Raw genomic sequence first — 22,373 nt, 5'->3', positions numbered from 1 at the left:
TGGCGTTGACTATTTTCGAGGTTTACCATGCAACACACACCACGCCTGAGCGCGCTGTCGCTCGCCCTTGCCAGCCTGTTTACCGTTTCCGCCCATGCCGCCGAGCCTGCCGAAGCCAGTACCGATGCCGCCCCGCCAGAAATGCAAAAGGTCGAGGTCACCTCCGCCCATCTGAAAAGCGCGCGCATCGAACTGTCGCCGAAAGTCGGCACCACCATCTACAGCATCGACAGCCACATGGTCGACATGCTGGGCCAGGGCGACAACACGCCGTTCAATGAAGTGCTGCTGCGCTTGCCGGGCGTGTCGCAGGATTCGAAGGGATCAGGTGCTTTGCATGTGCGCGACGACCATGCCAACGTGCAATACCGCATCAATGGCGTGCAGTTGCCTGAAAGCATCAGCGGCTTCGGCCAGTCGATCGACACGCGATTGATCGACAAGACGGATTTCATGACGGGCGCCTTGCCGGCCCAGTTCGGCCTGCGCACGGCCGGCATCGTCGATATTGAAACGAAGGAGGGCGGCATGACGCCCGGCGGGCGCATCGGCATCATGGTCGGCAGCCACGACCATGTGGAGCCGAGTGCCGAATTTTTTGGCAGCGTGGGCAAGTTCAATTACTATTTGTCCGGCAGCTATCTGGGCAATGCACTGGGCGTGGAAAACCCGCAAGCCACGCGCAGCGCCCTGCACGACAAGACGCGCCAGAATAAAACCTTCGGCAGCCTGTCGTATTTCCTCGATGACAATACCCGCCTGGGCGCCATGTTCGGCACCTATAACGGCCGCTTCCAGATCCCGAACAACCCGGACCAGGCGCCGGCATTCAGCTTGGCCGGCCACAGCGACACGCAGGCGGGCACGTCCAGCATCCCTTCCTCGCAGCTGAATGAAAACCAGCGCGAAGTGAACCGTTTTCTCGTGCTGTCGCTGCAAAAAAGCCTGGGCGACGTCAATTACCAGGTGTCGGCCTTCCACCAGAATTCGGAACTGCACTTCACGCCCGATGCCATTGGCGACCTGATCTACAACGGCGTGGCCTCGGACTCGCGCCGCGCGAACAGCGCTTCCGGTGCCCAGTTCGACATCAGCTACAAGTTGCACCAGGACCACACCGTGCGCGCGGGTCTGGCCTACACGCGCCAGAAGACGACGAGCGACAACACGGTGGCCGTCTTCCCCGCCATGGACGGGGCGCAAACTTCCACCACGCCGTTCAGCATTCTGGACAACAGCGGCAAGACGGGCACCCTGGCCAGTGTCTACCTGCAGGATGAGTGGCATATCAGCAAGCCGCTGACCCTGAACTACGGCGCCCGCTTCGACAAGGTCTCGGCCTACACGAGCGAACAGCAATGGAGCCCGCGCGTCAACCTGGCCTACCAGATCGCGCCGGGCACGGCCCTGCACGCCGGCTATTCGCGCTACTTCACGCCGCCGCCGCAGGAGCTGGCGGCGCAAGCCAGCATCGACCTGTACGCGAACACGACGAATGCGCCGGAAATCGGCCGGTCCGACAACGTCAAGGCCGAGCGCACGCATTACTACGATATCGGCATCAGCCACCAGGTCAATTCAAAACTGACCGTGACGGCCGATGTGTACTATAAAAAGATCAACAACTTGCTCGACGAAGGCCAGTTCGGCCAGGCGTTGATCCTGACGCCGTTCAACTATGCGGACGGCTACGCCAAGGGCCTGGAGCTGTCCGCCATCTACAGCGAGAAAAACTGGGGCCTGTTCCTCAACGCCAGCACGCAAAAGGCGCAGGGCCGCAACATCAATTCGGGGCAAGCCCTGTTTGGCGCCGATGAGTTGAACTACATCAGCCAGCACTATGTCTACCTCGATCATGACCAGAAATACACGCTGTCGGGCGGCGGCCACTATCACTTCGGCGATTCGCAAGTGAGCGCTGACTTCCTCTACGGCAGCGGCCTGCGCATGACGCCGGACGGCGGCGCACCGAATTCCGGCCATTTGCCGAGTTACTTCACCGTCAACACGGCGCTCACGCACACGTGGAAGAACACGCCGGTGGGCAAGGTGGAAGGACGGCTGGCCCTGATCAACCTGTTCGACAAGTCGTACCTGCTGCGCGACGGTTCCGGCGTGGGCGTGGGAGCGCCGCAGTATGGCGCCCGCCGCAGCATCTACGCCGGCCTGTCGACCAGTTTTTAACCGTTACCACCGTTACGCGCGAAGACAGCGGCAGGGAGCAACGCCTGCCGCTGTCGGTTGCCGTTAAGAAACGATCTCGTGGCGTCTATCGGGATGCTGTTTTAATGGGGAATATCGGCGATTGGTAGCAGCATGGTCAGCGGATCATCGGGGAGGGGCGTAAAACCATACTGTTGATAAAATTGCGTGCCTTGCGGCTCTTTGGCATCGACAAACAGGGCAAAACCGCCCACCTCCGCTGCGACCGATTGCACACGCTTCATGGCCGCTACCAGCAGCAATCGGCCAAAGCCGCGACGCTGATGCCGCTGCGCGACAGCAAGCCGCGCCAAGGTAAAGCCGGGTACGTTGCTGGGCAACTTCTTCATCATGGCGATGGGAATAGCCTCCTTGGGGGTCATGGTACGAATCGCCAGTGAAAAATAGCCAATAATTTCCGTAGGATCAGTTTCATCGACCAGCACGAACGTTCGCGATGCGCCATGCCGCTGATGCTGCCTTGCTATTGTCTGCAACCACGTATCCAATACCGGTGTGCCGCAATGAAACCTTGTTACATCATGTATTGCTTTCAGTGCTGTCACGAAGTACGCCATTCTCTACTTTCTGTGCATAATTTTCAAAAGCCTTCGTCAAAGCCGCATTCGGCCCCTGCGGGTTTTCCAGCAAATCGATCATCATGGCGGCGTCACGACGGGAATAGCGGATCAGGTATTCGCGATCGATGATCATTTCCGCCTTTTCCAATGCAGCTTGCACGAGGAATTGATTCAAGGTAGCGCCGGTCAGCTCAGCCGCTTCTTGAAGTTTCTCGGCAATTGAGCCGGAAACCCTGGCCGTAATACGGCCGCGTTCTTCAGTCACACTCATTATTTAGCTCGTGTCGTCGGGTTTGTTCGGATGTCGTCGGGTATCCCAATGAGCATAGCACATGATAGGGACAAAGCAACCCTTACTGGAGACAAAATGTCACCATTATTCATTGCCCCATTTGATTTCGGCATGATGATGCGCCTGCAGATACGCATTTGCCTGGCTGAACGGCTTACTGCCAAAGAAACCTTTGCTGGCCGACAAGGGAGATGGATGCGGCGCTGCCAGCACCAGGTGCTTGCCGGGGTCGATCAGGGTGCGCTTGGCTTGCGCATAGCCGCCCCACAGGATGAACACAAGGTGTTCGCGCTCGGCGGACAGGTGGCGGATGGCGCTGTCCGTCAGCTTTTCCCATCCCTTGGCCGCGTGCGAACCGGCCGCCCCGGCGCGCACCGTCAGCACGCTGTTGAGCAGGAACACGCCTTGCTGCGCCCAATCGGACAAATCCGTGCGCGTGCGCGCCACGCCCACGTCGCTGTGTAATTCCTTGAAGATATTCTGCAGGCTCGGCTGCGGCGGCGTGCCTTCGGGAATCGAAAAGCACAGCCCCATGGCGGCACCGGGCGTGTGATACGGGTCTTGCCCCAGGATCACGACTTTGACTTGCTCGAACGGCGTCAGGTCGAAGGCGCGAAAAATGTATTTACCCGGAGGAAAACACGGCCCCGCCGCGTACTCTTCCTTCACGAAGGCGGCCAGGCGCTCCCAGTAGGGCTGGGCAAACTCCCCCTCCAGCCGCGCCTTCCACGATGCGTCGATGCGTACGTCCATGGCTCCCCCGTCAATCATGTTTTTAAAACATCATTGATCAGTATAGCCGCGTCACGTCCGGTACCGCGTTACGGTACGGCTGGGCAATGCCTATTTGTCGTCATAGTGATAACGGCAGGCCGCCACGTAGATGCAGCCCGCGTCGGGCAGATACACGAGCCGGTGCTGGCGGTCGATGCGGCGCGACCAGAAACCCGTCAGGTCGCCTTTCAGCGGTTCCGGCTTGCCCGTGCCCTTGAACGGATCGGCCAGGCATGCATCGAGCAAGTCGTTGATTTTTTGCAGGATTTTCAAGTCGTTCTCTTGCCAGAACAGATAATCCTCCCAGGCATGATCGGTCCAGGCCAGCACGGCGGCGCGCGCCTGCTGCTTGTTTTCAGTCTTCCGGTTTTTCATGCCGCGCCAATGCCCGTGGCTGCGCCTTGCCCGCCTTGATCTGCGCCACGGACGCCATCAGCCGGCTGGCATTCTTTGCCGTGCCCAGCAAATACAGGGTTTCCTCGATGCTGTTGTAGTCCGACAAGGACAGCATCACCACATGTTCGCCATTCACGCGCGTGATCACCGTAGGCGTATGGTCGTTGCAGACGTCGTCCATCACGCTTTTCAGGCCCGCGCGCGCCTCGCTGAAAGTCAGGATATTCATGCCGTGCCACCACTCCATGGAAAGTACATGCCAATAATTGTACAGGATATTGTACATCACCTCAATCAGGCAAAAAAAAGCCGCCACGCTATCGCGGGCGGCTTTGATGTGGCGCAAACGGCTTAGAAATTCAGCGCCGATTCCACGCCGGCGCTGTGCGCCTGTTCATCCGCGTGGTACGAGCTGCGCACCATGGCGCCCACGGCGGCGTGGGTGAAGCCCATTTTATAGGCTTCTTCCTCGAACATTTTGAAGACGTCCGGGTGCACGTAGCGGCGCACGGGCAGGTGGCTGTTCGATGGCGCCAGGTACTGGCCGATGGTCAGCATGTCGATGTCGTGCTCGCGCATGTCGCGCATGACTTGCAGGATTTCCTCGTCCGTCTCGCCCAGGCCCACCATGATGCCGGACTTGGTTTTGACGTCCGGGTACATGGCCTTGAAATCCTTCAGCAGTTTCAGCGAGTGCATGTAGTCGGAACCGGGACGGGCTTCCTTGTACAGGCGCGGCGCCGTTTCCAGGTTGTGGTTCATGACGTCAGGCAAGCCATCCTTGAACAGATCCAGGGCTTTTTCCAGGCGGCCGCGGAAGTCGGGCACCAGCACTTCGATGCGGGTGTTCGGCGACAGGGCGCGCGTTTGCTGGATGCACTCGACGAAATGGCCGGCGCCGCCGTCGCGCAAGTCATCGCGGTCGACGGAGGTGATGACGACGTAGTTCAGGCGCAGCTTGGCGATGGTTTTCGACAGGTTGGCCGGCTCTTCCTTGTCCAGCGGGTCCGGACGGCCGTGGCCCACGTCGCAGAACGGGCAGCGGCGCGTGCACTTGTCGCCCATGATCATGAAGGTGGCCGTGCCCTTGCCGAAACACTCGCCGATGTTCGGGCAGCTGGCTTCCTCGCACACGGTCACGAGCTTGTTTTCGCGCAACACATCCTTGATTTCATAGAAACGGGTCGAAGCCGAAGCGGCCTTGACGCGGATCCAGTCCGGCTTTTTCAGGCGCTCGACTTGCTCGATCGGAATGATCTTGATCGGGATGCGCGAAGTCTTGCTGGCGCCTTTTTGCTTTTCGCTCGGGTTGTAGGCGGGAGCGGCGGGGGCGGTGCTGGAAATGGTCTCAGAAGTCATGGCTGCAAGCCCTTGACGGGCATGTTGGTTTGTTTGCTCAGGCATCCGCTGCCTGAGGCGCGCCTGCGGCGCTGTTTACTTCGCTTACATCGAGTAATACGGTCAATTCCTGGGCCAGGGCCCGCTGCACCTCGGCCAGCGGCGCCACGACGCCCATGCTGCGCATGTCCACCGTCTTCAGGCCGGAATAGCCGCAAGGGTTAATCCAGGAAAACGGCGCCAGGTCCATCGCCACGTTGAGCGATACGCCATGGTAGGTGCAGCCGTTGCCGCGCACTTTCAATCCCAGCGCGGCGATCTTCGCACCCTTGTCTGGCCCGCCGGCAATGTAGATGCCGGGCGCGCCATCGATGCGCTCGCCTGCGAGATTATACGCCGCCAGCACGTTGATGATGGCTTGCTCGATTTTATGCACGAACTGGCGCGCATACAGCTTGCCGCCCGGCTTGTTGCGGCGCAAGTCCATCAGCAGGTAAATCACCACCTGGCCGGGGCCGTGGAAGGTGACTTCGCCGCCCCGGTCCGTCTGCACCACGGGCACACTCTCGGCGCCGGCCAGCAGATGGCCGCGGTCGGCCGCCAGGCCCAACGTAAAGACGGGCGGATGCTCGACGATCCACAGTTCGTCGCGCGTGTCCGTCGTGCGCGCGTCGGTAAAGGCGCGCATGGCGGCAAAGGTCGGCTCGTAATCGACGCGGCCCAGCTCGCGGATCAGCGCCGTTTCGGTGCGGGTGGTGGTCATGACAGATTCTGTAATCAGCTGCCGGCGCCCTGCGGACGCTGCGGCGAAGCCGTGATTATAAGCCAGGCCGCCGTTTCATTCAGCCGCGGGCGCCGGCGACAACAGCAATCTGCCCAATTTTTGTGCAGCGTGGCGCACCTGGGCCAGGCTCAGGGCCGTGTAACCGAGCAGCACGGCCGGCGCCAGCCTGGCGCTGTGGCAAAAGTCACCGAGCGGCTGCAGGGCCAGGCCCTCTTGCGCCGCGCGCGCGCAAAACGCCCGTTCGTCGCCATCGGGCGGCAGCCACAGCACGCAATGAAAACCCGCTTGCTGGCCGGAAATCGTGTAGCGCCCGGGCGCCGTCTGCTCGAGGCAGGCCAGCAGCAGGTCGCGCCGCTCCTTGTAGGCCAGCCGCGCCTGGCGCAGATGGCGCACGAAAGCGCCTTCTTCCATCCAGGCGGCCAGCGCCAGCTGTTCCGTCACGCCCACGGACCTGCCCGTCAATTGCACGATGCGCAGCAGTTGCGGGCGCAAGGCGGGCGGCAGCACCATGAAGCCCACGCGCAGGCCGGCAAACAGGGTCTTGTTGAAACTGCCGCAATAAATCACGCGCTGGTACTGGTCCAGTGCCTTCAGGGCCGCCAGCGGCGCGCTGTGGTAATTGAATTCGCTGTCGTAATCGTCTTCCACCACCCAGGCGCCGCTGTCGTTCGCCCATTCCAGCAAGGCCAGGCGGCGCGTGACGGACATGGTCACGCCCAGCGGCGACTGGTGCGCCGGCGTCACGTAGGCGAGGCAGGCGTCCGTGTGCGCAGCCAGGGCGGCGCAATCGATGCCCCCGGCATCGACGGCAATGTCCACGGGCACGGCGCCGGCCAGGGCGAACAGGGCGCGCGCAGCCGGATAGCCCGGTTCTTCCAGGCACACCTTGTCGCCATCGCGCACGATGCCGCGCGCCAGCAAGTCGATCGCGTGGCGGATGCCGGTCGTGACAACGATATCTTGCGGGTCGCAGCGGATGCCGCGGTACTTGGCGAGGAAGTCGGCGATCTGCTGGCGCAGCTGGGGCAGGCCGGTCGGATCGGCGCTGCACAGCTGCTCCGGCGTGGCGGCCGCCAGCGCCCGCGTGGCGCACTTGGACCAGGCAGCCATGGGAAACAGGCTGGCGTCGGCACGCCGCGCCACGAAGGGCAAGCCGTCGCGCACGCCCGTGTCCGGGGCGGGCGCGGGCACGCTGGCCGGCGCGGCCGGGGCGGTATCTGCAAATCCTGCCATCAAAAAGCGTTCCGGCACCACGGCGCACACGCGCGTGCCGGAACCGGGCACGCGCGTCACATACGCTTCCGCGTGCAGGCGGTCGAACACGGTTTCGATGGTGCCGCGCGACAACTCCCACCGTTCGGCCAGGGTGCGGCTCGATGGCAGCCGGCTGCCCGCCGGCAGCATCTTCGTCAGGATGGCCGAGCGCAGCGCTTCATACGCGCCATCCTGCTTGTTGACGCCTGCCTTGTCGAGCCAGCTGGTGGGACGAGGCAAGTCCAGGGCGTGCGGTGATTTTCCTCGCGGCATGATGATCGTCCAAGTGGTCCAATGAGTTTTCTGATGAGTGGCACTTCGCATTACACCACAACCAACCTACTCTCACCGTTCCGGTGCGCCAGCGGGGCGCACGTTTGCAAGGATCGTATAAAACAATGCAGAAACACATCGCTTTATGGGCCTGGGGCGGCATCGTGCTGCTGCTGGTCTGCCTGTCGCGCATCAGCATCGACATCTATCTCCCTTCGCTGCCGGCCATGGCCGATGCCCTGCATGCCAGCGATGCCCAGTTACAACTGACCCTGAGCCTGTTCATGGCCGGCTCCGCCGCCTCGATGCTCGCCTGCGGACCGCTGGCCGACCGCTACGGACGCCGTCCCGTGCTGCTGGCCGGCACGGGCATTTTTGTGCTCGCCAGCATCGTCTGCACCTTCACCAGCGACGTGCACATGCTGATCGCCGCGCGCGTGCTGCAGGCGTTCGGCGGCTGCAGCGGCACCATCATCGGCCGGGTCATGGTGCGCGACCGCTTCGACCCCGCCACGCAGGCGCGCATGCTGGGCAGAATATCGATGGCGATGGGTTTGTCGCCGATCCTGGCGCCGCTGGCCGGCAGCGTGCTCGACGCGGCGCTCGGCTGGCGCGCCGTGTTTGGCGTGCTGTGCCTGCTGGGTGCGCTGTCGCTGTGGCTGATCGCCGCCTGGGTGCCGGAAACCAGGCCGGCCAGCGTCGTACCACAGGGCAATACCCTGTCGCTGTACTGCCGCCTGCTGGGCGACAGATATTTCCTGCGCTATGCGCTGGCCATCGGCTGTGTGTATTGCACGTATTTCCCGTTCATCGCGGAATCGTCCGTGCTGTTGCAAAGGGGCATGCACCTGTCGCCCGGCGCGTATGCGCTGGTGTTCGGGCTGACGGTGAGCGGCTATATCGCGGGCTCGAGCCTGTTCCGCGCGCTGGGACCGCGCCTGGGCGCCGATCACATGCTGGGCGTGGCTGTGCTGCTGAATGTGGCGGGGGCGGCCAGCCTGTTGCTGGCGGGTACGTTGGCGCCACAGCATGTGGCCTCGCTGGTGGCGCCCATGCTGCTGGTGATGGTGTCGGTAGGCATGGCGATTCCCGCCTGCCAGCTGGCCGTGCTGCAGCCGTATGGCGCCCAGGCGGGCAGCGCCTCGGGCCTGTTCTTCTTCGTGCAGATGGCCATCACGGCCGCCTGCGGCGCCGTCATCGCCGCCATCACGGACGGCAGCGAAAAACCGCTGCTGTGGGTGACGGCGGCGGCCAGCGGCGCCTTTGCCCTCGTGTGGCTGCTGACTAAGCCAGTTGCGGCAACGGCACGTTCGCCAGCCACTGCCGCACGGCAGGACGCTGCCACTGGGCCAGCGCATACGCGCGCAGCGCAGGCGGCACGGGCTGGCCGCTCTTGATCAAACGCAACAACATCAGGGCCAGGTCCGTGTCGGCGATGCTCCAGGCGCCGAACAGATGCTCGCCCTGCACCAGTTCGCCCGCGATCTGCAGCAGCTTGGCGCCAGCGGCCTGTGCCGCCGGCGACAGCGGCGCATGGTCCGCGCGGGGCGGGTGGAACACGACGGTGGAATCGCGCTCGTTGCGCAGCGCCAGCAGATCGCTGCGCAGCCAGGCCTGCACCTGCCGCGCCCGTGCCCGCTGGCGCAGATCACGCGGCAGCACGGAAGGATAATCGGGCGCGGCAAAGACGTCGTCGAGATAATCGGCGATGGCGTTCGATTCCGTCAGGATAAAGCCGTCGTGGTCGATGGCGGGCACGCGCTGCGTCAGGCTCAGGGCGCTGAACGGCGGCTGACGCGCCGCGCCGGCGTCCAGGTCGACGTCCTGGACGGTGAAGGGAAGCCGCTTTTCGCTCAGGGCGACATAGGTGGACAGGGCGTACGGACTGATGCGGTTGCGGTCGACATACAAAATGAGGGACATGGCGGGCCTTCCTGTGGATAAGTGAACAGGATTCATCATAAAGCGCCGTGTTAAGCTAACAAAACGAGTTATATTCGACGTGCTAGTTACTTTTATTCACATTAAACGCCATGTCCAGATTGCCGAATTTTTCAGCACTGCGCGCCTTCGAGGCGGCTGCCCGCCACGGCAATTTTTCGCGCGCGGCCGAGGAGTTGCACCTGACGCACGGCGCCATCAGCCACCAGGTGCGCAAGCTGGAAGAAGAGCTGGGCTTGCCGCTATTCCTGCGCAATGGCCGCCATGTGACGGTCACGCCACAGGGGCGGCAATTCGCGCTGGTGCTGGGCAAGGCTTTTACAGAGATCGCCACGGCGGCGCAAGCCCTGCGGCCTGCGCCTGCCAATACGCGGCTGACGATCACCGCGATTCCCTCGTTTGCGGCGCGCTGGCTGGCGCCGCGCCTCGGACATTTCATCGAACGCCATCCCGGCATCGAAGTGGTGCTGCAAACGAGCGGCGCCTTGCAGGACCTGGAAGGCGAAGGCATCGACGTGGGCATCCGCTTCGGCCGCGGCCATTATCCCGGCCTGCTGGTGCAGCCGCTGATGGGCGACGTGTATTACCCGGTCTGCAGCCCCCGTTACCGGGGCGGCAACTTGCCGGCCACGCCGGAGGCGCTGGCGCAGGTGACCTTGCTGCGCTCGCTCGAGCCTTGGCGGCCGTGGCTTGCGGCGGCTGGCTTGCCGCTGGCTGAACCCGTGGGCGGCGTACTGTACGAGGATTTGTCGATGCTGATCCGTTCGGCCATCGATGGCGATGGCGTGGCGCTGGTGCGCCATGTGGTGGCGTTGCAGGAAGTGGCCGCGGGACGGCTGGTGCGCCTGTTCGATATGGCGGTGCCCTGCGCCGACGCGTATTACCTGGTCAGCCCGCCCGCTGCGGCGCAGCGCGGGCCCGTGCACGCCTTCCGTGCCTGGCTGGACGAAGAAATCGCCGCCTTCCAGGCACGCGAAGCGCCCACCTTGCTTACATGACGATCTTGACCATCGGGTGGCCCGACAGCGCCATGTACAGGGCGTCGAGCTGCTCGCGGCTGATGGCGCGCACGGTCACGGTCAGGCCCGTGTAATTGCCCTTGCCCGATGGACGCTCTTCCATGCGGCCCACATGGAAGGTCGGATCGTGGCTGATGACCAGCTCGAGCATGGTCGGCGCGAAATCGACATGCGTCGGACCCATGATCTTGATGGGAAAATCGCTCGGGTATTCGATCAGCGATTCGCTGGGAGGAATCGTCACTTCGGTCGGTGGGGTGGTTTGCATGGGAAATCCAATCAGTGCCGGTCAGAACAGGCAGCGCTTATCGCGCGGCGGCTGCATAAAGGCGTATTGTAGCCAACTTTGGCAGCGCCTGCGCCGGCCGCCATGGCCCCAGGGGCGCGGAAAAAAAAAGCCAGCTGGGTAAGCTGGCGAAAACTATTTCGTTTGGACAAAATAGCCGGAAAAGTCGATGCTGTCACTTGGAGGATAAGCAGTGGCCGTACTGTAGCCAAACCACGGCAGCTTTACCTCCGGTATGTGACGAACTGCGCATTTCGCGGCTTGAACGTCGATACGGCGCGACAGACGGCACGGCCGTCAGCGCTCCGCTTCCTGCATCCGGCCATTGCGGCCGGGACCGCCGCGCTCGTTGTTGCGCTCATTGTTGCGTTCACGCGGCGGATTGGGACGCTCGGCGCTGCGCGCTTCCTGGGGCGGACGGGCGGCAGGGGCCGGCATCGGCGGCGCAGGGCGCGGCTGTGCCACGGGCGGCGGCGCAGGCAGGGAGGGCGGCGGCGCCGTCTGCAGCACCTCGCGGCGGGGGCCACGCTCGGCGCGGGGCCAGTCGGCGCGGGGCCGCTCCTCGCCACGCCAGCCGGGACGGGCCACATGGTCATGCACCGGTGGCAAGACCGGCATCGCCGGCATCACGGGCTGCGCCGGCATGGGTGGCTGCTGCGGCTGGGCCGGCACGGGCGGGCGGTTCGGCTGCATGGGATGCGGCGCCAGGTGCGTCTGGCCGTCGTCCGTCTGCAGGCGGCCAGGGCGGCTACCCCAGTCGCGCCGGGGCTCCCGGTCGCCGCGCGGCGCCTCAACGGGACGCTGCCAGTTGCCGGCCGGCGCAGGCGCGGTGCTCAACGGCAAGCTTTGCATGACGGGCGGCGGCATGGTGGTGCGGTTGCGGCGCGGCACGTCGACCGTGCGCGCGCCGCCAAAACGTTCGCCGGGCAGCATCGTCATGCCCGCACGGCGTTCGCGCTCACCCCACTCACCCCGCTCACCCATGACCGGGCGGCGCCCCTCGGCGACGCGGTTGATGCGGCGTTCATAGTCCGCGCTGGCGCGGTAGCCGGGCACGTAGCGGTCGTGCGGCGACAGGGGGAACCAGCCGATACCGGGCCCCGGCCGCTGGCCGTGCTGCTGCCAGTGGTTGCCGCCGACCCAGCCCACCAGGGCCGGCGCCCACGGCACGCGGCCGCGCTCGCGGCCGGGCGCCCAGCCCCAGCGCTGGCCCAGCAGCACCCAGCGGCCGTAGTGCGAGGGCGCATAGCCCCACGGCGCATTGTCGACCCAGGTCCAGCCCCACGGCGCGATCCACGTCCAGCGCCCGTCGCTGTACGGCGCCCAGCCGGCCGGCACGCTGCTCGGCAGCCACAGGGGCCCATATTGCGCGTCTTCCTGCCAGGCGCCGTAGCGGTCCAGCTCTTCATAGCCGGTGGTATCGTCCGTGACATAGCGCAAGGCCGGCGCGGCGGCGGGCAAGGCTTCGGGCCAGTTGTCGAAGGCGATCCGCTGCAAGGCGCCCGTGCGCAGCTCCTCGTCCGTCAGCTCGGCGCGCTTGCCGGCACGCAAGGTCACGCTGCCCGTCGCGCCATCCACGTCGGCCGCGCCGTCGAGCACGCTGACGACGCTGGTGCCGGGCTGGCGTCCCGCCTCGATGCGCACCCAGCCCGGCTGGGTCAGGATCACACGGGCCTGGGCCGTGGTCAGCTCGAAGCCGCGCAGCGCGTCCGGGTTGCGCACGCGCACGCTGACCGTGCCATAGCTGAGGTGCAATTTGAAACTGTCGTCATCGAGGTCGCTCACTTCCAGCTCGGAATCGCCATCGAGGCGCACGGCGGCCGCGCCCACGCGAAATTCGGCCAGCGCACCGCGCAGGGTGCTCAAGCGGTTATCCGTCGTGACGGGCCAGTTCAAGAGGGCGTTTTGCGCCTCGCCATCGCCGGCGCGCACCAGCACTTGCCCTTCGACGGTGGAAATGCGGCCCACGCGGGCGGGCGGGTCCTGCGCCAGGGCGAAGGTGCACGCCGACGACAGCAGCGCGGCGCACACGGTGTTCAGGAGGGGGAAGGGCAGGGTAGGACGCATGGCAGCGCTCCAGGCAGGACTTACAGGGATGATTGCCACCGATTACATCCGCATTCGACGGACCTCGCAAGCGGGCTTACAAATGTTTGCATATTGACTTCGTTCAGGATGCCGCCTGACTGCCCCGCTTGACGAAGAACAGGGCCGCGCCGACGGCCATCAGCAAGCCGCCAAAGAAGCGGTTCTGCTTTTTCACGGCGCGCGCATCGCGGAAAAAGCGCTGCATCGAGGAAGCCAGGAAGGCGTAGCTGTGCATGACGATCTGATCGATCGTACACATGGTGACGGCCAGGATCAGCAGCTGCGGCAGCAGCGGCGCTGCCGGGCTGATAAATTGCGGCAACACCGCCACCATGAAAATGATGCCTTTCGGGTTAGTCACGTTGGTCAGAAAGCCCGTCAGCACGCGCCGGCGCATGGAAGGCACCACGGCGTCGGCATGCAGGTCGCCCGTGACGGCCACCTTGGCGCGCCATTGCGACAGGCCCAAATAGATCAGGTACAGGGCGCCCACCGTCTTGACGATATTGAACGCCACTTCCGAGGCCAGCAGCAGGGAACCGACGCCGGCGCCGGCGATGCCCAGCACCACCAGCAGCCCCAGCTGCAGGCCCAGAATCGTGGCGCTGGCCTTTTTCACCCCGTACGACAGGCCGTGCGACATCGACAGCACGGCGCCCGAGCCGGGCGAGACGGCGATGATGGAAGCGGCGATGACAAAGGTGATCCAGGTGGCGAAATGCATGCGGTGTCCAAAAAATGGTGACGATGAGCAATTTTAACCCGGTCGGTGCGGCCTTGCCGGCCCGCCCTGAGGTAAGATCGCAGTCACACACTTCCTTGCCGTACAACCAAGAATAACATCATGAAAAACAACACTTTCCTCGCTCCACAATTTCCTGCCGCTACCGTGGGAGCGCGCTGAGATGGCCGGCTCCAGCCTGCTGGCCCTGCTCGACGACATCGCCAGCATCCTCGATGACGTTTCCCTGATGACCAAGGTGGCCGCCAAGAAGACGGCCGGCGTGCTCGGCGACGACCTGGCCCTGAACGCGCAGCAAGTGGCCGGCGTGCGCGCCGAGCGCGAACTGCCCGTCGTCTGGGCCGTCGCCGTCGGTTCGCTGAAGAACAAGGCCATCCTCGTGCCCGCCGCGCTGGCCATCAGCGCGTTTGCGCCGTGGGCCATCACGCCATTGCTGATGGTGGGCGGCGCCTATCTGTGCTTCGAGGGCTTCGAAAAGATTGCCCATAAATACCTGCATCCGGACGACAGCCACAAGGCCGAGCTGGCGCAGGCGCTGCGCGACCCGCAGGTCGACCTCGTCGCCCTGGAAAAGGACAAGATCAAGGGCGCCATCCGCACCGATTTTATTTTATCGGCGGAAATCATCGTCATCGCGCTGGGCACCGTGGCCGCGGCCACCTTTGCCGAGCAGGTGGCCGTCGTCGTCGGCATTGCCATCATCATGACGGTGGGCGTGTACGGCCTGGTGGCCGGCATCGTCAAGCTCGATGACGCGGGCTTTTATTTGTCCGCGCGCAAGGGTGCGGGCGCGCTGATGGATGGCGTGCGCGGCTTGGGCCGCATGCTCGTGTCGGCGGCGCCGAAACTGATGAAATTCCTGTCCGTCGTGGGCACGCTGGCCATGTTCATGGTCGGCGGCGGCATCCTGACGCACGGCTGGCCGTGGGCCAGCGCCATGCTGCACCATGCGGAAGAAGCGGTGGGCAGCGTGGCCGGCATCGGCCCCGTGCTGGCCGCCGTCACGCCCAGCCTGATCAATGCGGTGGCCGGCCTGATCGCCGGCGGCCTGGTGCTGGCCGGCGTCACCGCCGTGTCCGCTTTGTTGCGCATGATCAAGCCAAGCAAATAAACTTTCTGGTCTGATGAGGCGGCAGGCGCATCCGTGCCTGCCGCCCCGGCCATGCCGGCGGCGCCCGCTGCCCATGGAGACCTTATGCAGACTTCCCCCGCCCCACGCCCCAGCAGCGCCTTTATCGGCGCTTCCTGGGCGGCATTGCTGATCGGCATCGTCACTTACCTGTCCGGCCTGTGGAACGCCAGCATGGCCCTCAACGAGAAGGGCTATTACTTCACGATTCTCGTGTACGGCCTGTTCGCCGCCATCTCGCTGCAGAAATCCGTGCGCGACCGCGCCGAAGGCATCGCCGTGACGGGGATTTACTTTGGCCTGTGCTGGATTTCCGTGCTGCTGGCCTTGCTGTTATTGACTGTCGGCCTGTGGAACGCCACCCTGCAAAACAGCGAAAAAGGGTTCTATGCCATGGCGTTTTTACTCAGCCTGTTCGCCGCCGTGGCCGTGCAAAAGAACGTGCGCGACGTGGCGCGCGCCGCGCCGCTCGCGCCGCAGGACGTGCCGGGAACTTAAACGCCACCGCCCCGTCTATCTCCGTATCCATGTCGGGAGGGGATGATGGGCGACCAGCAGAAACGTTTGCAGATGGCACTGGAGGCGGCGCACATGGCCATCTGGGATTCGCGCATCGTCGATGGCCAGGTCATCGACGGCACGGTCAGCTGGTCGGCCAAGGGCGCTGCCTTGCTGGGCCTGGAAGAACGCGCGCTGACGCAGCCATTTCGCGCCTTTCTCGACTGCGTGCACGCCAGCGACCGCGACAAGGTCATGACCGTGCTGCAGGACGGCGTGCGCCGGCGCGAAGGCTACGCCCTGCAATACCGCGTCGTCTGGCCCGACGGCAGCGAACATTGGCTGGCTGCCAAGGCGCAAATTTTCATGGATGCCGACGGGCATCCCGAACGCACCCTGGGCATCATCTGGGATATCACCGAGCACATGGAGCGCGAACTTCTGATCGCCGAAAGCAAGGAACTGGCCGAAGTGACGCTCAGCTCCATCGGCGATGGCGTCATCACCACCGATCCTCAGGGCAAGACGCGCTACCTGAACCGGGTGGCCGAGCAATTGACGGGCTGGAGCAACGAGCTGGCGCAGGGCCTGGACATCTGGGAAACCCTCAAGCTCGTCGATGAACACACGGGTGCGCCGCTCGAACACGTGGCCATCAAGTGCTTGCGCCAGCGCCAGGCCATCGGCATTTCCACGCATGCGCAGCTGGTCACGCGCGAAGGGCGGCATATCGCCGTGGAAGACTCGGCCGCGCCCATCTGGTCGCGCGACGGCGAGATCCTCGGTGCCGTCGTCGTGTTTCGCGACGTCAGCCACGAACGCAAGCTGAGCCAGCAGCTGTCGTGGCAAGCCACGCACGACGCCCTGACGGGCCTGATCAACCGGCGCGAATTCGAACATCTGGTGGCCGGCGCCCTGCACACGGCCAAGCAGGACGGCCACACGCATGCGCTGCTGTACCTGGATCTGGACCAGTTCAAGGTCATCAACGACACCTGCGGCCACGGCGCCGGCGACGTGCTGCTGCAGCTGCTGGCCAAGATGCTGCAGGGGCGCATGCGCGACAGCGACATCCTGGCGCGCCTCGGCGGCGACGAACTGGGCGTGCTGCTGCCCCACTGCCCGCTCGACCATGCGCGGCAGATCGGCGAACAGCTGCGCCAGTCCATCCGCGATTTCCGCTTCGCCTGGGATAACCGCAGCTTCGAGCTGGGCGTGAGCATCGGCATCGTGGAAATCAACCAGGACAGCAAGTCCATGAGCGAGCTGCTGAGCGCTGCCGACCAGGCGTGCTACCTGGCCAAGGAGCAGGGCCGCAACCGCATCCATGTCTACCAGGAATCGGACGTCATGCTGGCGCAGCGGCACGGCGAAATGCTGTGGATTTCGCGTCTGAACGAAGCGTTCGCACACGATTATTTCCGCCTGTACGCCATGCCCATCGTGCACCTGCACGACCGCGAGGAACACCACGACGAAGTGCTGATCCGTATCCGCAACAGCAAGGGCGACCTGATACTGCCCGGCGCCTTCATTCCCGCCGCCGAACGCTACGACATGATGCTGCCCATCGACCGCTGGGTCATCCGCGCCGTCTGCGCGCATATCGAAAGCGTGCGCGACAGCCTGCCGCCGCTCGAGGCGCTGGCCGAAAGCCGGCGCCGCGCACCGGCCCTGTATTCCGTCAACCTGTCGGGCATGTCGCTGGCCGACACGGGCTTGCACGACTACATTACCGAGCAGTTCGTGCAATTCGCGATTGCGCCCGAGCAAATCTGTTTTGAAATCACGGAAACGGCCGTCATCGCCAACCTGCCCAAGGCGCAAGTGTTCATGCGCCAGCTTAAGGCCATGGGCTGCCGCTTCTCGCTCGACGACTTCGGCAGCGGCTTTTCCTCGTTCGGCTACCTGAAGGCCCTGCCCGTCGACTATCTGAAGATCGACGGCGTCTTCGTGCGCGACATCGCCACCAACGCCATCAACCGCGCCATGGTCAAGGCCATCAATGAAGTGGGCCACGTGATGGGCCTGCAAACGGTGGCCGAATACGTGGAAGACGAAGCCACCCTGGCCGTCATCCGCGAGCTGGGCATCGACTATGCGCAAGGCTACGCCGTGGGCGGCTTGCGGCCGCTGACGGCGGGCGTGGATTAGCGGCCAGGCTTCAGAGCTCGCAGGCCGGCGCCGCCGCCACGCACTGCGCATCGGGAAACGCGCGCACGCGGTAGCGCACCGGGTAGCAATCGATTTGCTCCATCAGGCCGCCGCCGATGGCTTGCGCCTCGTCCCACGCCAGCAGCTTGCTGCCGCTGCGCTCGCCATGCTCGTCGCGCACCTCGAGCGCCACGACATCGGTGCGCGGCAGCAAGGTATGCACGTCGCGGGCCCAGCTGCTCACGGAAAAGACGCGCTCGCCCGGCTGCCGTTCGATCAGCAGGCAGCTGGCGACGAAGACATCTTCGCCCGTGCTCGTGTTGAGTTGCTCCCACTCTTCCTTCTGCTGGTTGTAGAGATCGGCGCGCACGATCGTCTGGAAACGCCGCAGCGCCGTGGCGACGGCCGCATCGGCCGGTTCGCAGGCGACAATTTTCCCATCCCGCACGCCATACAGGGCGGTCGAGACCTGCCGCCCCTCGTCGCGCGCCAGTTGGTCGGCCAGGGCCACCATGGCCAGCTGTCCCGCCGCATGGTGCGACGACGCCAGCAGGAAGCGGCCGCGCGTGGGCACCATCACCAGCGGTTCGCCGCCTTCGCAGGCGCGGTACAGCAAGTCCGGCAGCAGCAGGCGCGAAGAATCATAGGCGTCGTTCCAGTCGCCCAGCAGCAAGCCGTTGCCCAACGCGACGAAACTGTGCGCCGTGCGGTCGCGCAAATTGTCCATGGCCGCCGCCAGCGCCTGTTCGAACGTCACGCCCCACTGCGCCAGCGTAGCCTGGCCGATGGTGGCCATATTCGCTTCCGTATCGTAGGCCAGCATGACGACCGCATCCTCGCTGAAGTCCTGGCAGGCAGTGGCAAATGCCGGACGCTGCGGCTCGGTCTGCGCCAGCAGGCGCAGATGGTCGCCCTGCCGGCGGCTGCGCAGTACGGGCATCAGGCTGGCGCGGGCGTCGGCAAAGCTGGATGGCACGCCGGGAGCCGAGTAGATGCTCAGGTAGTGCTGCACGACGTGTGCACGCTGCTTGCGCGGCGCGGCGCAATAGTCGCGGTAGGCATTGTCCAGATTGAAAACATGCCCGTCGTCGCTGCCCGACACGATGCGAAACTGTTCCCGTTCATAGCGGCTGTCGGATGCTAGGCCATCCTGGCCGATCTGCCGCAGGACGATCTGCGCAAAGGCATCGCGCGAGGGAGGGCTGCGGAAAAAATCGAATAAACCCATGCGTCTCCTGAAAAGGACCGCTGCTCTGGAAAATAGTGCAGCTTAGCAAAATAAATAGCCAATTTGGCACTATAAACGAAAAGCTGCCGGGACGAAATGGGACTGGCTTGAGAGCTGCGGCAAATTACCCGAGCCAATCTGGAGGATTTTGATCTACATCAATAAATTTGCGCAGGCGACTCCTTACACTGATCTCCATTCTTGCAATCGTGCAAGTCTTACTTACCAATTGCTCATTTAACCGACCAGGAAGCCGCGACCATGCGACAAAATTTGCCAGTGACTAACCGTGAAGTCCTCGTCCAGGACGACCAGGCCATCGTGTCGAAAACGGATATGAACGGCAATATCGTCTACGTGAATCCGTACTTCAGCCAGGTCAGCGGCTTCAGCGAGGCAGAGCTGCTCGGTTCGCCCCAGAACATCGTGCGCCACCCGGACATGCCGGCCGAGGCGTTTGCCGACCTGTGGGCGTCGATCCAGGCCGGCACGCCGTGGACGGGCCTGGTCAAGAACCGCTGCAAGAACGGCGATTTTTACTGGGTGCGCGCCAATGTCACGCCCATCCGCGAAGCGGGCAAGACCATCGGCTACATGTCGGTGCGCGTGAAGGCCGACAAGGATCAGGTCAAGGCGGCCGAGGAAGCCTACGCGGCCATCCGCAACAAGGAAGGCGGCAACATCGTCATCAAGCATGGCCAGATCGTGCGCCCGGGCCTGGCGCACCTGCTGCACAACCTGACGCACATGTCGCTCAACCTGCGCATCTGGGCCGCCACCTCCATCGTCAACTGCCTGCAGCTGCTGGTGTGCATCATCAGCCTGTTCGCCAGCGGCGGCAAGATCACCAATTACGCCATCTTCGGCGCCACCCTGTTCGGTTTCCTGATCAACGTCTTCCTCTGGTACACCTTGCGCATGTCCGTGCTCAAGCCGCTGGGCAAGGCCCTGAACGGCGCGCGGGCCATTGCCGCGGGCGACCTGTCGGGCAGTTTTGAAACGGACAGCACGGATGAAATGGGCCAGCTGCTGCGCGCGCTGCAACAGATGAACAGCAACCTGATCGCCACCATCCGCGACGTGCGCATCAACGTGGAAACCATGGCCGTGGCCACCAAGCAGATCGCCGTCGGCAATATGGACCTGTCGGGCCGTACGGAATCGCAGGCGGCCAGCCTGGAAGAGACGGCGTCGAGCATCGAGGAATTCTCGTCGACGGTGAAACAGAACGCGGACAACTCGGTGCAGGCGAATGAACTGGCCGTGGCCGCCTCGAAAGTGGCGGTGCAGGGCGGCGAGATCGTTTCCGAAGTGATCACCACCATGGACGACATCAACACCTCGTCAAAGAAGATCGTCGACATCATCGGCCTGATCGAAGGCATCGCCTTCCAGACCAACATCCTGGCCCTGAACGCGGCCGTGGAAGCGGCGCGCGCCGGCGAGCAGGGCAGGGGCTTTGCCGTGGTGGCGGGCGAAGTGCGCAACCTGGCGCAGCGCTCGTCCGTGGCGGCCAAGGACATCAAGCAACTGATCGAAATTTCCGTCGGCAAGGTGGGCGCCGGCATGCTGCAGGTGAACCGCGCGGGCGCCACAATGGAACAGGTGGTCAGCTCCGTCAAGCAGGTGACGGCGATCATGCAGGAAATTTCCATCGCCTCGCGCGAGCAGAGCATCGGCGTCGACCAGGTCAACCAGGCCATCGCCCACATGGACCAGGTGACGCAGCAGAACGCGGCCCTGGTGGAAGAAGCCGCCGCGGCCGCCACGCGCCTGGCGGAAGAAGCAGCCAGCCTGTCGCAAGCCGTGAGCCTGTTCAATTTCGGCAAGATGCCGCCACCGCGCCGCGTCGCCATGCCCGGCGGCAAGGGCGGCGCCGCGAACGCCGGCAAACCCGCCATGAAACGCCTGGCCGCCTAAACCTTTCAAGACATCAAAACACATCATGCCTACACTCCTCAGCAGTGCTTCCGCCGACCTGGACGCCGTCGTCGAATTCGACCCGGTCATCATCGGCAAGATGAGCCAGTCCGGCCCCCGCTACACGTCGTATCCGACCGCCGACCGTTTCAGTGCCGACTTTGGCTACGGCAATTTCCTCGAAGCGCTGGCCGCCCTGCGCATGCGCGGCGGCCGCCGTCCGCTGTCGCTGTACGTGCACGTGCCGTTCTGCGACACCCTGTGCTACTACTGCGCCTGCAACAAGATCATCACGAAAGACCGCAGCAAGGCCGCCACCTACCTCAGCTACCTGAAACAGGAAATCGCCATGCAGGGCAAGCTGTTTGCCGGCATGAACCAGATCGAGCAATTGCACTTCGGCGGCGGCACGCCCACCTACCTGAGCGAAAAGCAGATGGACGAACTGATGGCGCACCTGCGCCAGCATTTCGAGTTCGCGTCCGATGAAGACGGCGAATATTCGATCGAAATCGACCCGCGCACCGTGTCGCGCGAGCGCGTGTTTTCCCTGCGCGCGCAAGGCTTTAATCGCATCAGCCTGGGCGTGCAGGATTTCGACGCGGACGTGCAAAAAGCCGTCAACCGCATCCAGCCGGAAGCGGAAACGGTGGCCATCATGCAGGCGGCGCGCGACGCCGGTTTCCGCTCGATCAGCATCGACCTGATCTACGGCCTGCCCAAGCAAAACCTGGACACGATGACGGAAACCTTGCGCAAGGTGATCAACGCCAGCCCCGACCGCATCGCCCTGTACCACTACGCGCACATGCCGCACCTGTTCAAGCCGCAGCGCCGCATCCTCGACGCCGACATGCCCGACAGCGCCACCAAGCTGGCCATGCTGGGCCTGTGCATCGCGCGCCTGACGGCCGCCGGCTATGTCTACATCGGCATGGACCATTTCGCCAAGCCGACGGACGACCTGGCCGTGGCGCAGCGCCAGGGCCGCTTGCACCGCAATTTCCAGGGCTATTCCACGCGCGCGGAAGCGGACCTGATCGCCTGCGGCGTGTCGGCCATCAGTTCCGTCGGCGCGGTCTACAGCCAGAATGAAAAGACGCTCGACGCGTACTATGAAAAGCTCGACGAAGGCGTGCTGCCGATCGCGCGCGGCATCAAGCTCGATACGGACGATTTATTACGCCGTATCATCATCCAGATGCTGATGTGCAATTTCGAATTGTCGATCGCCACCATCGAGCAGGCGCACCCCGTGAAATTCCGCAGCTACTTCGCCACGGAACTGGAAAAGCTGCGCGAACTGGCGCGTGACGGCTTGCTCGTCATCGAGGAAGACTGGCTGACGGTGACGCCGAAAGGGCGCTTGCTGATCCGCAATATCTGCATGGTTTTCGACCGCTACCTGACCATGGCGCGCGCCAACGCGGCGCCGGACGCGGTGCAGCCGCTGCGCTACTCGAAAACGGTGTAA

At 64.0% G+C, this 22,373-nt stretch carries 21 protein-coding genes; 8 read left to right on the top strand and 13 right to left on the bottom strand.

Translation table 11 applies throughout. From position 1 onward, the window contains the following. Positions 1 to 27: 27 nt before the first annotated feature. Positions 28 to 2,184 (top strand): TonB-dependent receptor, encoded by a 2,157-nt coding sequence (locus AC1Q6X_RS10910; protein ID WP_492496893.1) that lies wholly within the window; start codon positions 28 to 30, stop codon positions 2,182 to 2,184. Between the two features lie 101 nt (positions 2,185 to 2,285). Here the strand turns inward: AC1Q6X_RS10910 and AC1Q6X_RS10905 are convergent, their stop codons facing one another. From AC1Q6X_RS10905 to pdxR, 8 genes are all read right to left on the bottom strand, one after another. Continuing rightward, entirely contained in the window at positions 2,286 to 2,768 is a 483-nt protein-coding gene (locus AC1Q6X_RS10905; protein ID WP_175444800.1) for a GNAT family N-acetyltransferase, read from the bottom strand. After that, positions 2,743 to 3,054, bottom strand: coding sequence for a type II toxin-antitoxin system TacA family antitoxin (locus tag AC1Q6X_RS10900; RefSeq protein ID WP_071650246.1), 312 nt, complete (start codon positions 3,052 to 3,054; stop codon positions 2,743 to 2,745). Before AC1Q6X_RS10900 ends, AC1Q6X_RS10905 begins: the two co-directional genes overlap by 26 nt. A gap of 105 nt (positions 3,055 to 3,159) precedes the next feature. Beyond that, complete coding sequence (gene ung / locus AC1Q6X_RS10895; RefSeq protein WP_070288957.1) at positions 3,160 to 3,828, bottom strand: uracil-DNA glycosylase; 669 nt, start codon at positions 3,826 to 3,828, stop codon at positions 3,160 to 3,162. Positions 3,829 to 3,918: 90 nt separating this feature from the next. Beyond that, the gene (locus tag AC1Q6X_RS10890) at positions 3,919 to 4,224 is read right to left on the bottom strand and encodes a Txe/YoeB family addiction module toxin (protein WP_070223221.1); all 306 of its coding nucleotides are present in this window, start codon (positions 4,222 to 4,224) and stop codon (positions 3,919 to 3,921) included. Further along, complete coding sequence (locus tag AC1Q6X_RS10885) at positions 4,205 to 4,474, bottom strand: type II toxin-antitoxin system Phd/YefM family antitoxin (protein ID WP_070223351.1); 270 nt, start codon at positions 4,472 to 4,474, stop codon at positions 4,205 to 4,207. Before AC1Q6X_RS10885 ends, AC1Q6X_RS10890 begins: the two co-directional genes overlap by 20 nt. 122 nt (positions 4,475 to 4,596) lie before the next feature. Next, a complete protein-coding gene (gene lipA, locus AC1Q6X_RS10880) occupies positions 4,597 to 5,604 on the bottom strand; it encodes a lipoyl synthase (protein ID WP_070312669.1) in 1,008 nt (335 codons plus the stop codon). 37 nt (positions 5,605 to 5,641) lie between these two features. Further along, positions 5,642 to 6,346, bottom strand: a complete 705-nt coding sequence (gene lipB / locus AC1Q6X_RS10875; RefSeq protein WP_070223225.1) for a lipoyl(octanoyl) transferase LipB — start codon at positions 6,344 to 6,346, stop codon at positions 5,642 to 5,644. A 75-nt stretch (positions 6,347 to 6,421) separates the two neighbouring features. Next, positions 6,422 to 7,894, bottom strand: a complete 1,473-nt coding sequence (gene pdxR, locus AC1Q6X_RS10870; RefSeq protein ID WP_492496889.1) for a MocR-like pyridoxine biosynthesis transcription factor PdxR — start codon at positions 7,892 to 7,894, stop codon at positions 6,422 to 6,424. 125 nt (positions 7,895 to 8,019) lie between these two features. Here pdxR and AC1Q6X_RS10865 point away from each other — a divergent pair, with 125 nt between their 5' ends. Continuing rightward, positions 8,020 to 9,291 (top strand): multidrug effflux MFS transporter, encoded by a 1,272-nt coding sequence (locus tag AC1Q6X_RS10865; protein WP_492496887.1) that lies wholly within the window; start codon positions 8,020 to 8,022, stop codon positions 9,289 to 9,291. Here the strand turns inward: AC1Q6X_RS10865 and yfcF are convergent. Then, the gene (gene yfcF, locus AC1Q6X_RS10860; RefSeq protein ID WP_083287351.1) at positions 9,179 to 9,817 is read right to left on the bottom strand and encodes a glutathione transferase; all 639 of its coding nucleotides are present in this window, start codon (positions 9,815 to 9,817) and stop codon (positions 9,179 to 9,181) included. The two genes, AC1Q6X_RS10865 and yfcF, sit on opposite strands and share 113 nt — an antisense overlap. 110 nt (positions 9,818 to 9,927) lie before the next feature. On the opposite strand from yfcF, the gene gcvA reads away from it, so the two are divergent. After that, positions 9,928 to 10,833, top strand: coding sequence for a transcriptional regulator GcvA (gene gcvA, locus AC1Q6X_RS10855; RefSeq protein ID WP_070223233.1), 906 nt, complete (start codon positions 9,928 to 9,930; stop codon positions 10,831 to 10,833). Here gcvA and AC1Q6X_RS10850 read toward each other — a convergent pair. The 3 genes from AC1Q6X_RS10850 to AC1Q6X_RS10840 form a co-directional block, all read right to left on the bottom strand. Continuing rightward, entirely contained in the window at positions 10,826 to 11,122 is a 297-nt protein-coding gene (locus tag AC1Q6X_RS10850) for a DUF493 family protein (RefSeq protein WP_070223235.1), read from the bottom strand. The two genes, gcvA and AC1Q6X_RS10850, sit on opposite strands and share 8 nt — an antisense overlap. A 315-nt stretch (positions 11,123 to 11,437) precedes the next feature. Next, positions 11,438 to 13,207: a DUF6600 domain-containing protein gene (locus tag AC1Q6X_RS10845; protein ID WP_492496884.1), complete on the bottom strand. Its 1,770-nt coding sequence runs from the start codon at positions 13,205 to 13,207 to the stop codon at positions 11,438 to 11,440. A gap of 103 nt (positions 13,208 to 13,310) precedes the next feature. After that, positions 13,311 to 13,952, bottom strand: coding sequence for a LysE family transporter (locus AC1Q6X_RS10840; protein ID WP_492496882.1), 642 nt, complete (start codon positions 13,950 to 13,952; stop codon positions 13,311 to 13,313). Between the two features lie 181 nt (positions 13,953 to 14,133). Here AC1Q6X_RS10840 and AC1Q6X_RS10835 point away from each other — a divergent pair, with 181 nt between their 5' ends. The 3 genes from AC1Q6X_RS10835 (at position 14,134) to AC1Q6X_RS10825 (ending at position 17,751) form a co-directional block, all read left to right on the top strand. Beyond that, positions 14,134 to 15,081: a DUF808 domain-containing protein gene (locus AC1Q6X_RS10835; RefSeq protein ID WP_121670757.1), complete on the top strand. Its 948-nt coding sequence runs from the start codon at positions 14,134 to 14,136 to the stop codon at positions 15,079 to 15,081. A gap of 84 nt (positions 15,082 to 15,165) precedes the next feature. After that, positions 15,166 to 15,597 (top strand): inner membrane protein YiaA, encoded by a 432-nt coding sequence (gene yiaA, locus AC1Q6X_RS10830; RefSeq protein WP_492496880.1) that lies wholly within the window; start codon positions 15,166 to 15,168, stop codon positions 15,595 to 15,597. 42 nt (positions 15,598 to 15,639) lie between these two features. Next, entirely contained in the window at positions 15,640 to 17,751 is a 2,112-nt protein-coding gene (locus AC1Q6X_RS10825; protein ID WP_230504438.1) for an EAL domain-containing protein, read from the top strand. Positions 17,752 to 17,761: 10 nt separating this feature from the next. On the opposite strand, the gene AC1Q6X_RS10820 is transcribed toward AC1Q6X_RS10825, so the two are convergent. Next, positions 17,762 to 18,979: a DUF1444 domain-containing protein gene (locus AC1Q6X_RS10820; protein ID WP_492496877.1), complete on the bottom strand. Its 1,218-nt coding sequence runs from the start codon at positions 18,977 to 18,979 to the stop codon at positions 17,762 to 17,764. Positions 18,980 to 19,240: 261 nt separating this feature from the next. On the opposite strand from AC1Q6X_RS10820, the gene AC1Q6X_RS10815 reads away from it, so the two are divergent. Both AC1Q6X_RS10815 and hemN read left to right on the top strand, forming a co-directional pair. Continuing rightward, on the top strand, positions 19,241 to 20,899 hold the full coding sequence (locus AC1Q6X_RS10815) for a methyl-accepting chemotaxis protein (protein ID WP_070223242.1): 1,659 nt from the start codon (positions 19,241 to 19,243) through the stop codon (positions 20,897 to 20,899). A 25-nt stretch (positions 20,900 to 20,924) separates the two neighbouring features. Then, positions 20,925 to 22,373: an oxygen-independent coproporphyrinogen III oxidase gene (gene hemN, locus AC1Q6X_RS10810; protein ID WP_070223244.1), complete on the top strand. Its 1,449-nt coding sequence runs from the start codon at positions 20,925 to 20,927 to the stop codon at positions 22,371 to 22,373.

It is taken from the genome of Janthinobacterium sp. GW823-FHT06H09, from assembly GCF_058794735.1.
The sequence above is the reverse complement of the archived record's forward strand: the minus strand, read 5'-3'. Positions and strand labels throughout refer to the sequence as shown.

Coding starts and splice junctions, on each gene's coding strand:
- gcvA (WP_070223233.1), top strand. CDS start 9,928: ATGTCCAGATTGCCGAATTTTTCAGCACTGCGCGCCTTCGAGGCGGCT.
- AC1Q6X_RS10850 (WP_070223235.1), bottom strand. CDS start 11,122: ATGCAAACCACCCCACCGACCGAAGTGACGATTCCTCCCAGCGAATCG.
- AC1Q6X_RS10910 (WP_492496893.1), top strand. CDS start 28: ATGCAACACACACCACGCCTGAGCGCGCTGTCGCTCGCCCTTGCCAGC.
- yfcF (WP_083287351.1), bottom strand. CDS start 9,817: ATGTCCCTCATTTTGTATGTCGACCGCAACCGCATCAGTCCGTACGCC.
- lipB (WP_070223225.1), bottom strand. CDS start 6,346: ATGACCACCACCCGCACCGAAACGGCGCTGATCCGCGAGCTGGGCCGC.
- AC1Q6X_RS10840 (WP_492496882.1), bottom strand. CDS start 13,952: ATGCATTTCGCCACCTGGATCACCTTTGTCATCGCCGCTTCCATCATC.
- AC1Q6X_RS10820 (WP_492496877.1), bottom strand. CDS start 18,979: ATGGGTTTATTCGATTTTTTCCGCAGCCCTCCCTCGCGCGATGCCTTT.
- yiaA (WP_492496880.1), top strand. CDS start 15,166: ATGCAGACTTCCCCCGCCCCACGCCCCAGCAGCGCCTTTATCGGCGCT.
- hemN (WP_070223244.1), top strand. CDS start 20,925: ATGCCTACACTCCTCAGCAGTGCTTCCGCCGACCTGGACGCCGTCGTC.
- AC1Q6X_RS10825 (WP_230504438.1), top strand. CDS start 15,640: ATGATGGGCGACCAGCAGAAACGTTTGCAGATGGCACTGGAGGCGGCG.
- AC1Q6X_RS10815 (WP_070223242.1), top strand. CDS start 19,241: ATGCGACAAAATTTGCCAGTGACTAACCGTGAAGTCCTCGTCCAGGAC.
- AC1Q6X_RS10865 (WP_492496887.1), top strand. CDS start 8,020: ATGCAGAAACACATCGCTTTATGGGCCTGGGGCGGCATCGTGCTGCTG.
- AC1Q6X_RS10835 (WP_121670757.1), top strand. CDS start 14,134: ATGGCCGGCTCCAGCCTGCTGGCCCTGCTCGACGACATCGCCAGCATC.
- lipA (WP_070312669.1), bottom strand. CDS start 5,604: ATGACTTCTGAGACCATTTCCAGCACCGCCCCCGCCGCTCCCGCCTAC.
- pdxR (WP_492496889.1), bottom strand. CDS start 7,894: ATGCCGCGAGGAAAATCACCGCACGCCCTGGACTTGCCTCGTCCCACC.
- AC1Q6X_RS10845 (WP_492496884.1), bottom strand. CDS start 13,207: ATGCGTCCTACCCTGCCCTTCCCCCTCCTGAACACCGTGTGCGCCGCG.
- AC1Q6X_RS10890 (WP_070223221.1), bottom strand. CDS start 4,224: ATGAAAAACCGGAAGACTGAAAACAAGCAGCAGGCGCGCGCCGCCGTG.
- AC1Q6X_RS10885 (WP_070223351.1), bottom strand. CDS start 4,474: ATGAATATCCTGACTTTCAGCGAGGCGCGCGCGGGCCTGAAAAGCGTG.
- AC1Q6X_RS10900 (WP_071650246.1), bottom strand. CDS start 3,054: ATGAGTGTGACTGAAGAACGCGGCCGTATTACGGCCAGGGTTTCCGGC.
- ung (WP_070288957.1), bottom strand. CDS start 3,828: ATGGACGTACGCATCGACGCATCGTGGAAGGCGCGGCTGGAGGGGGAG.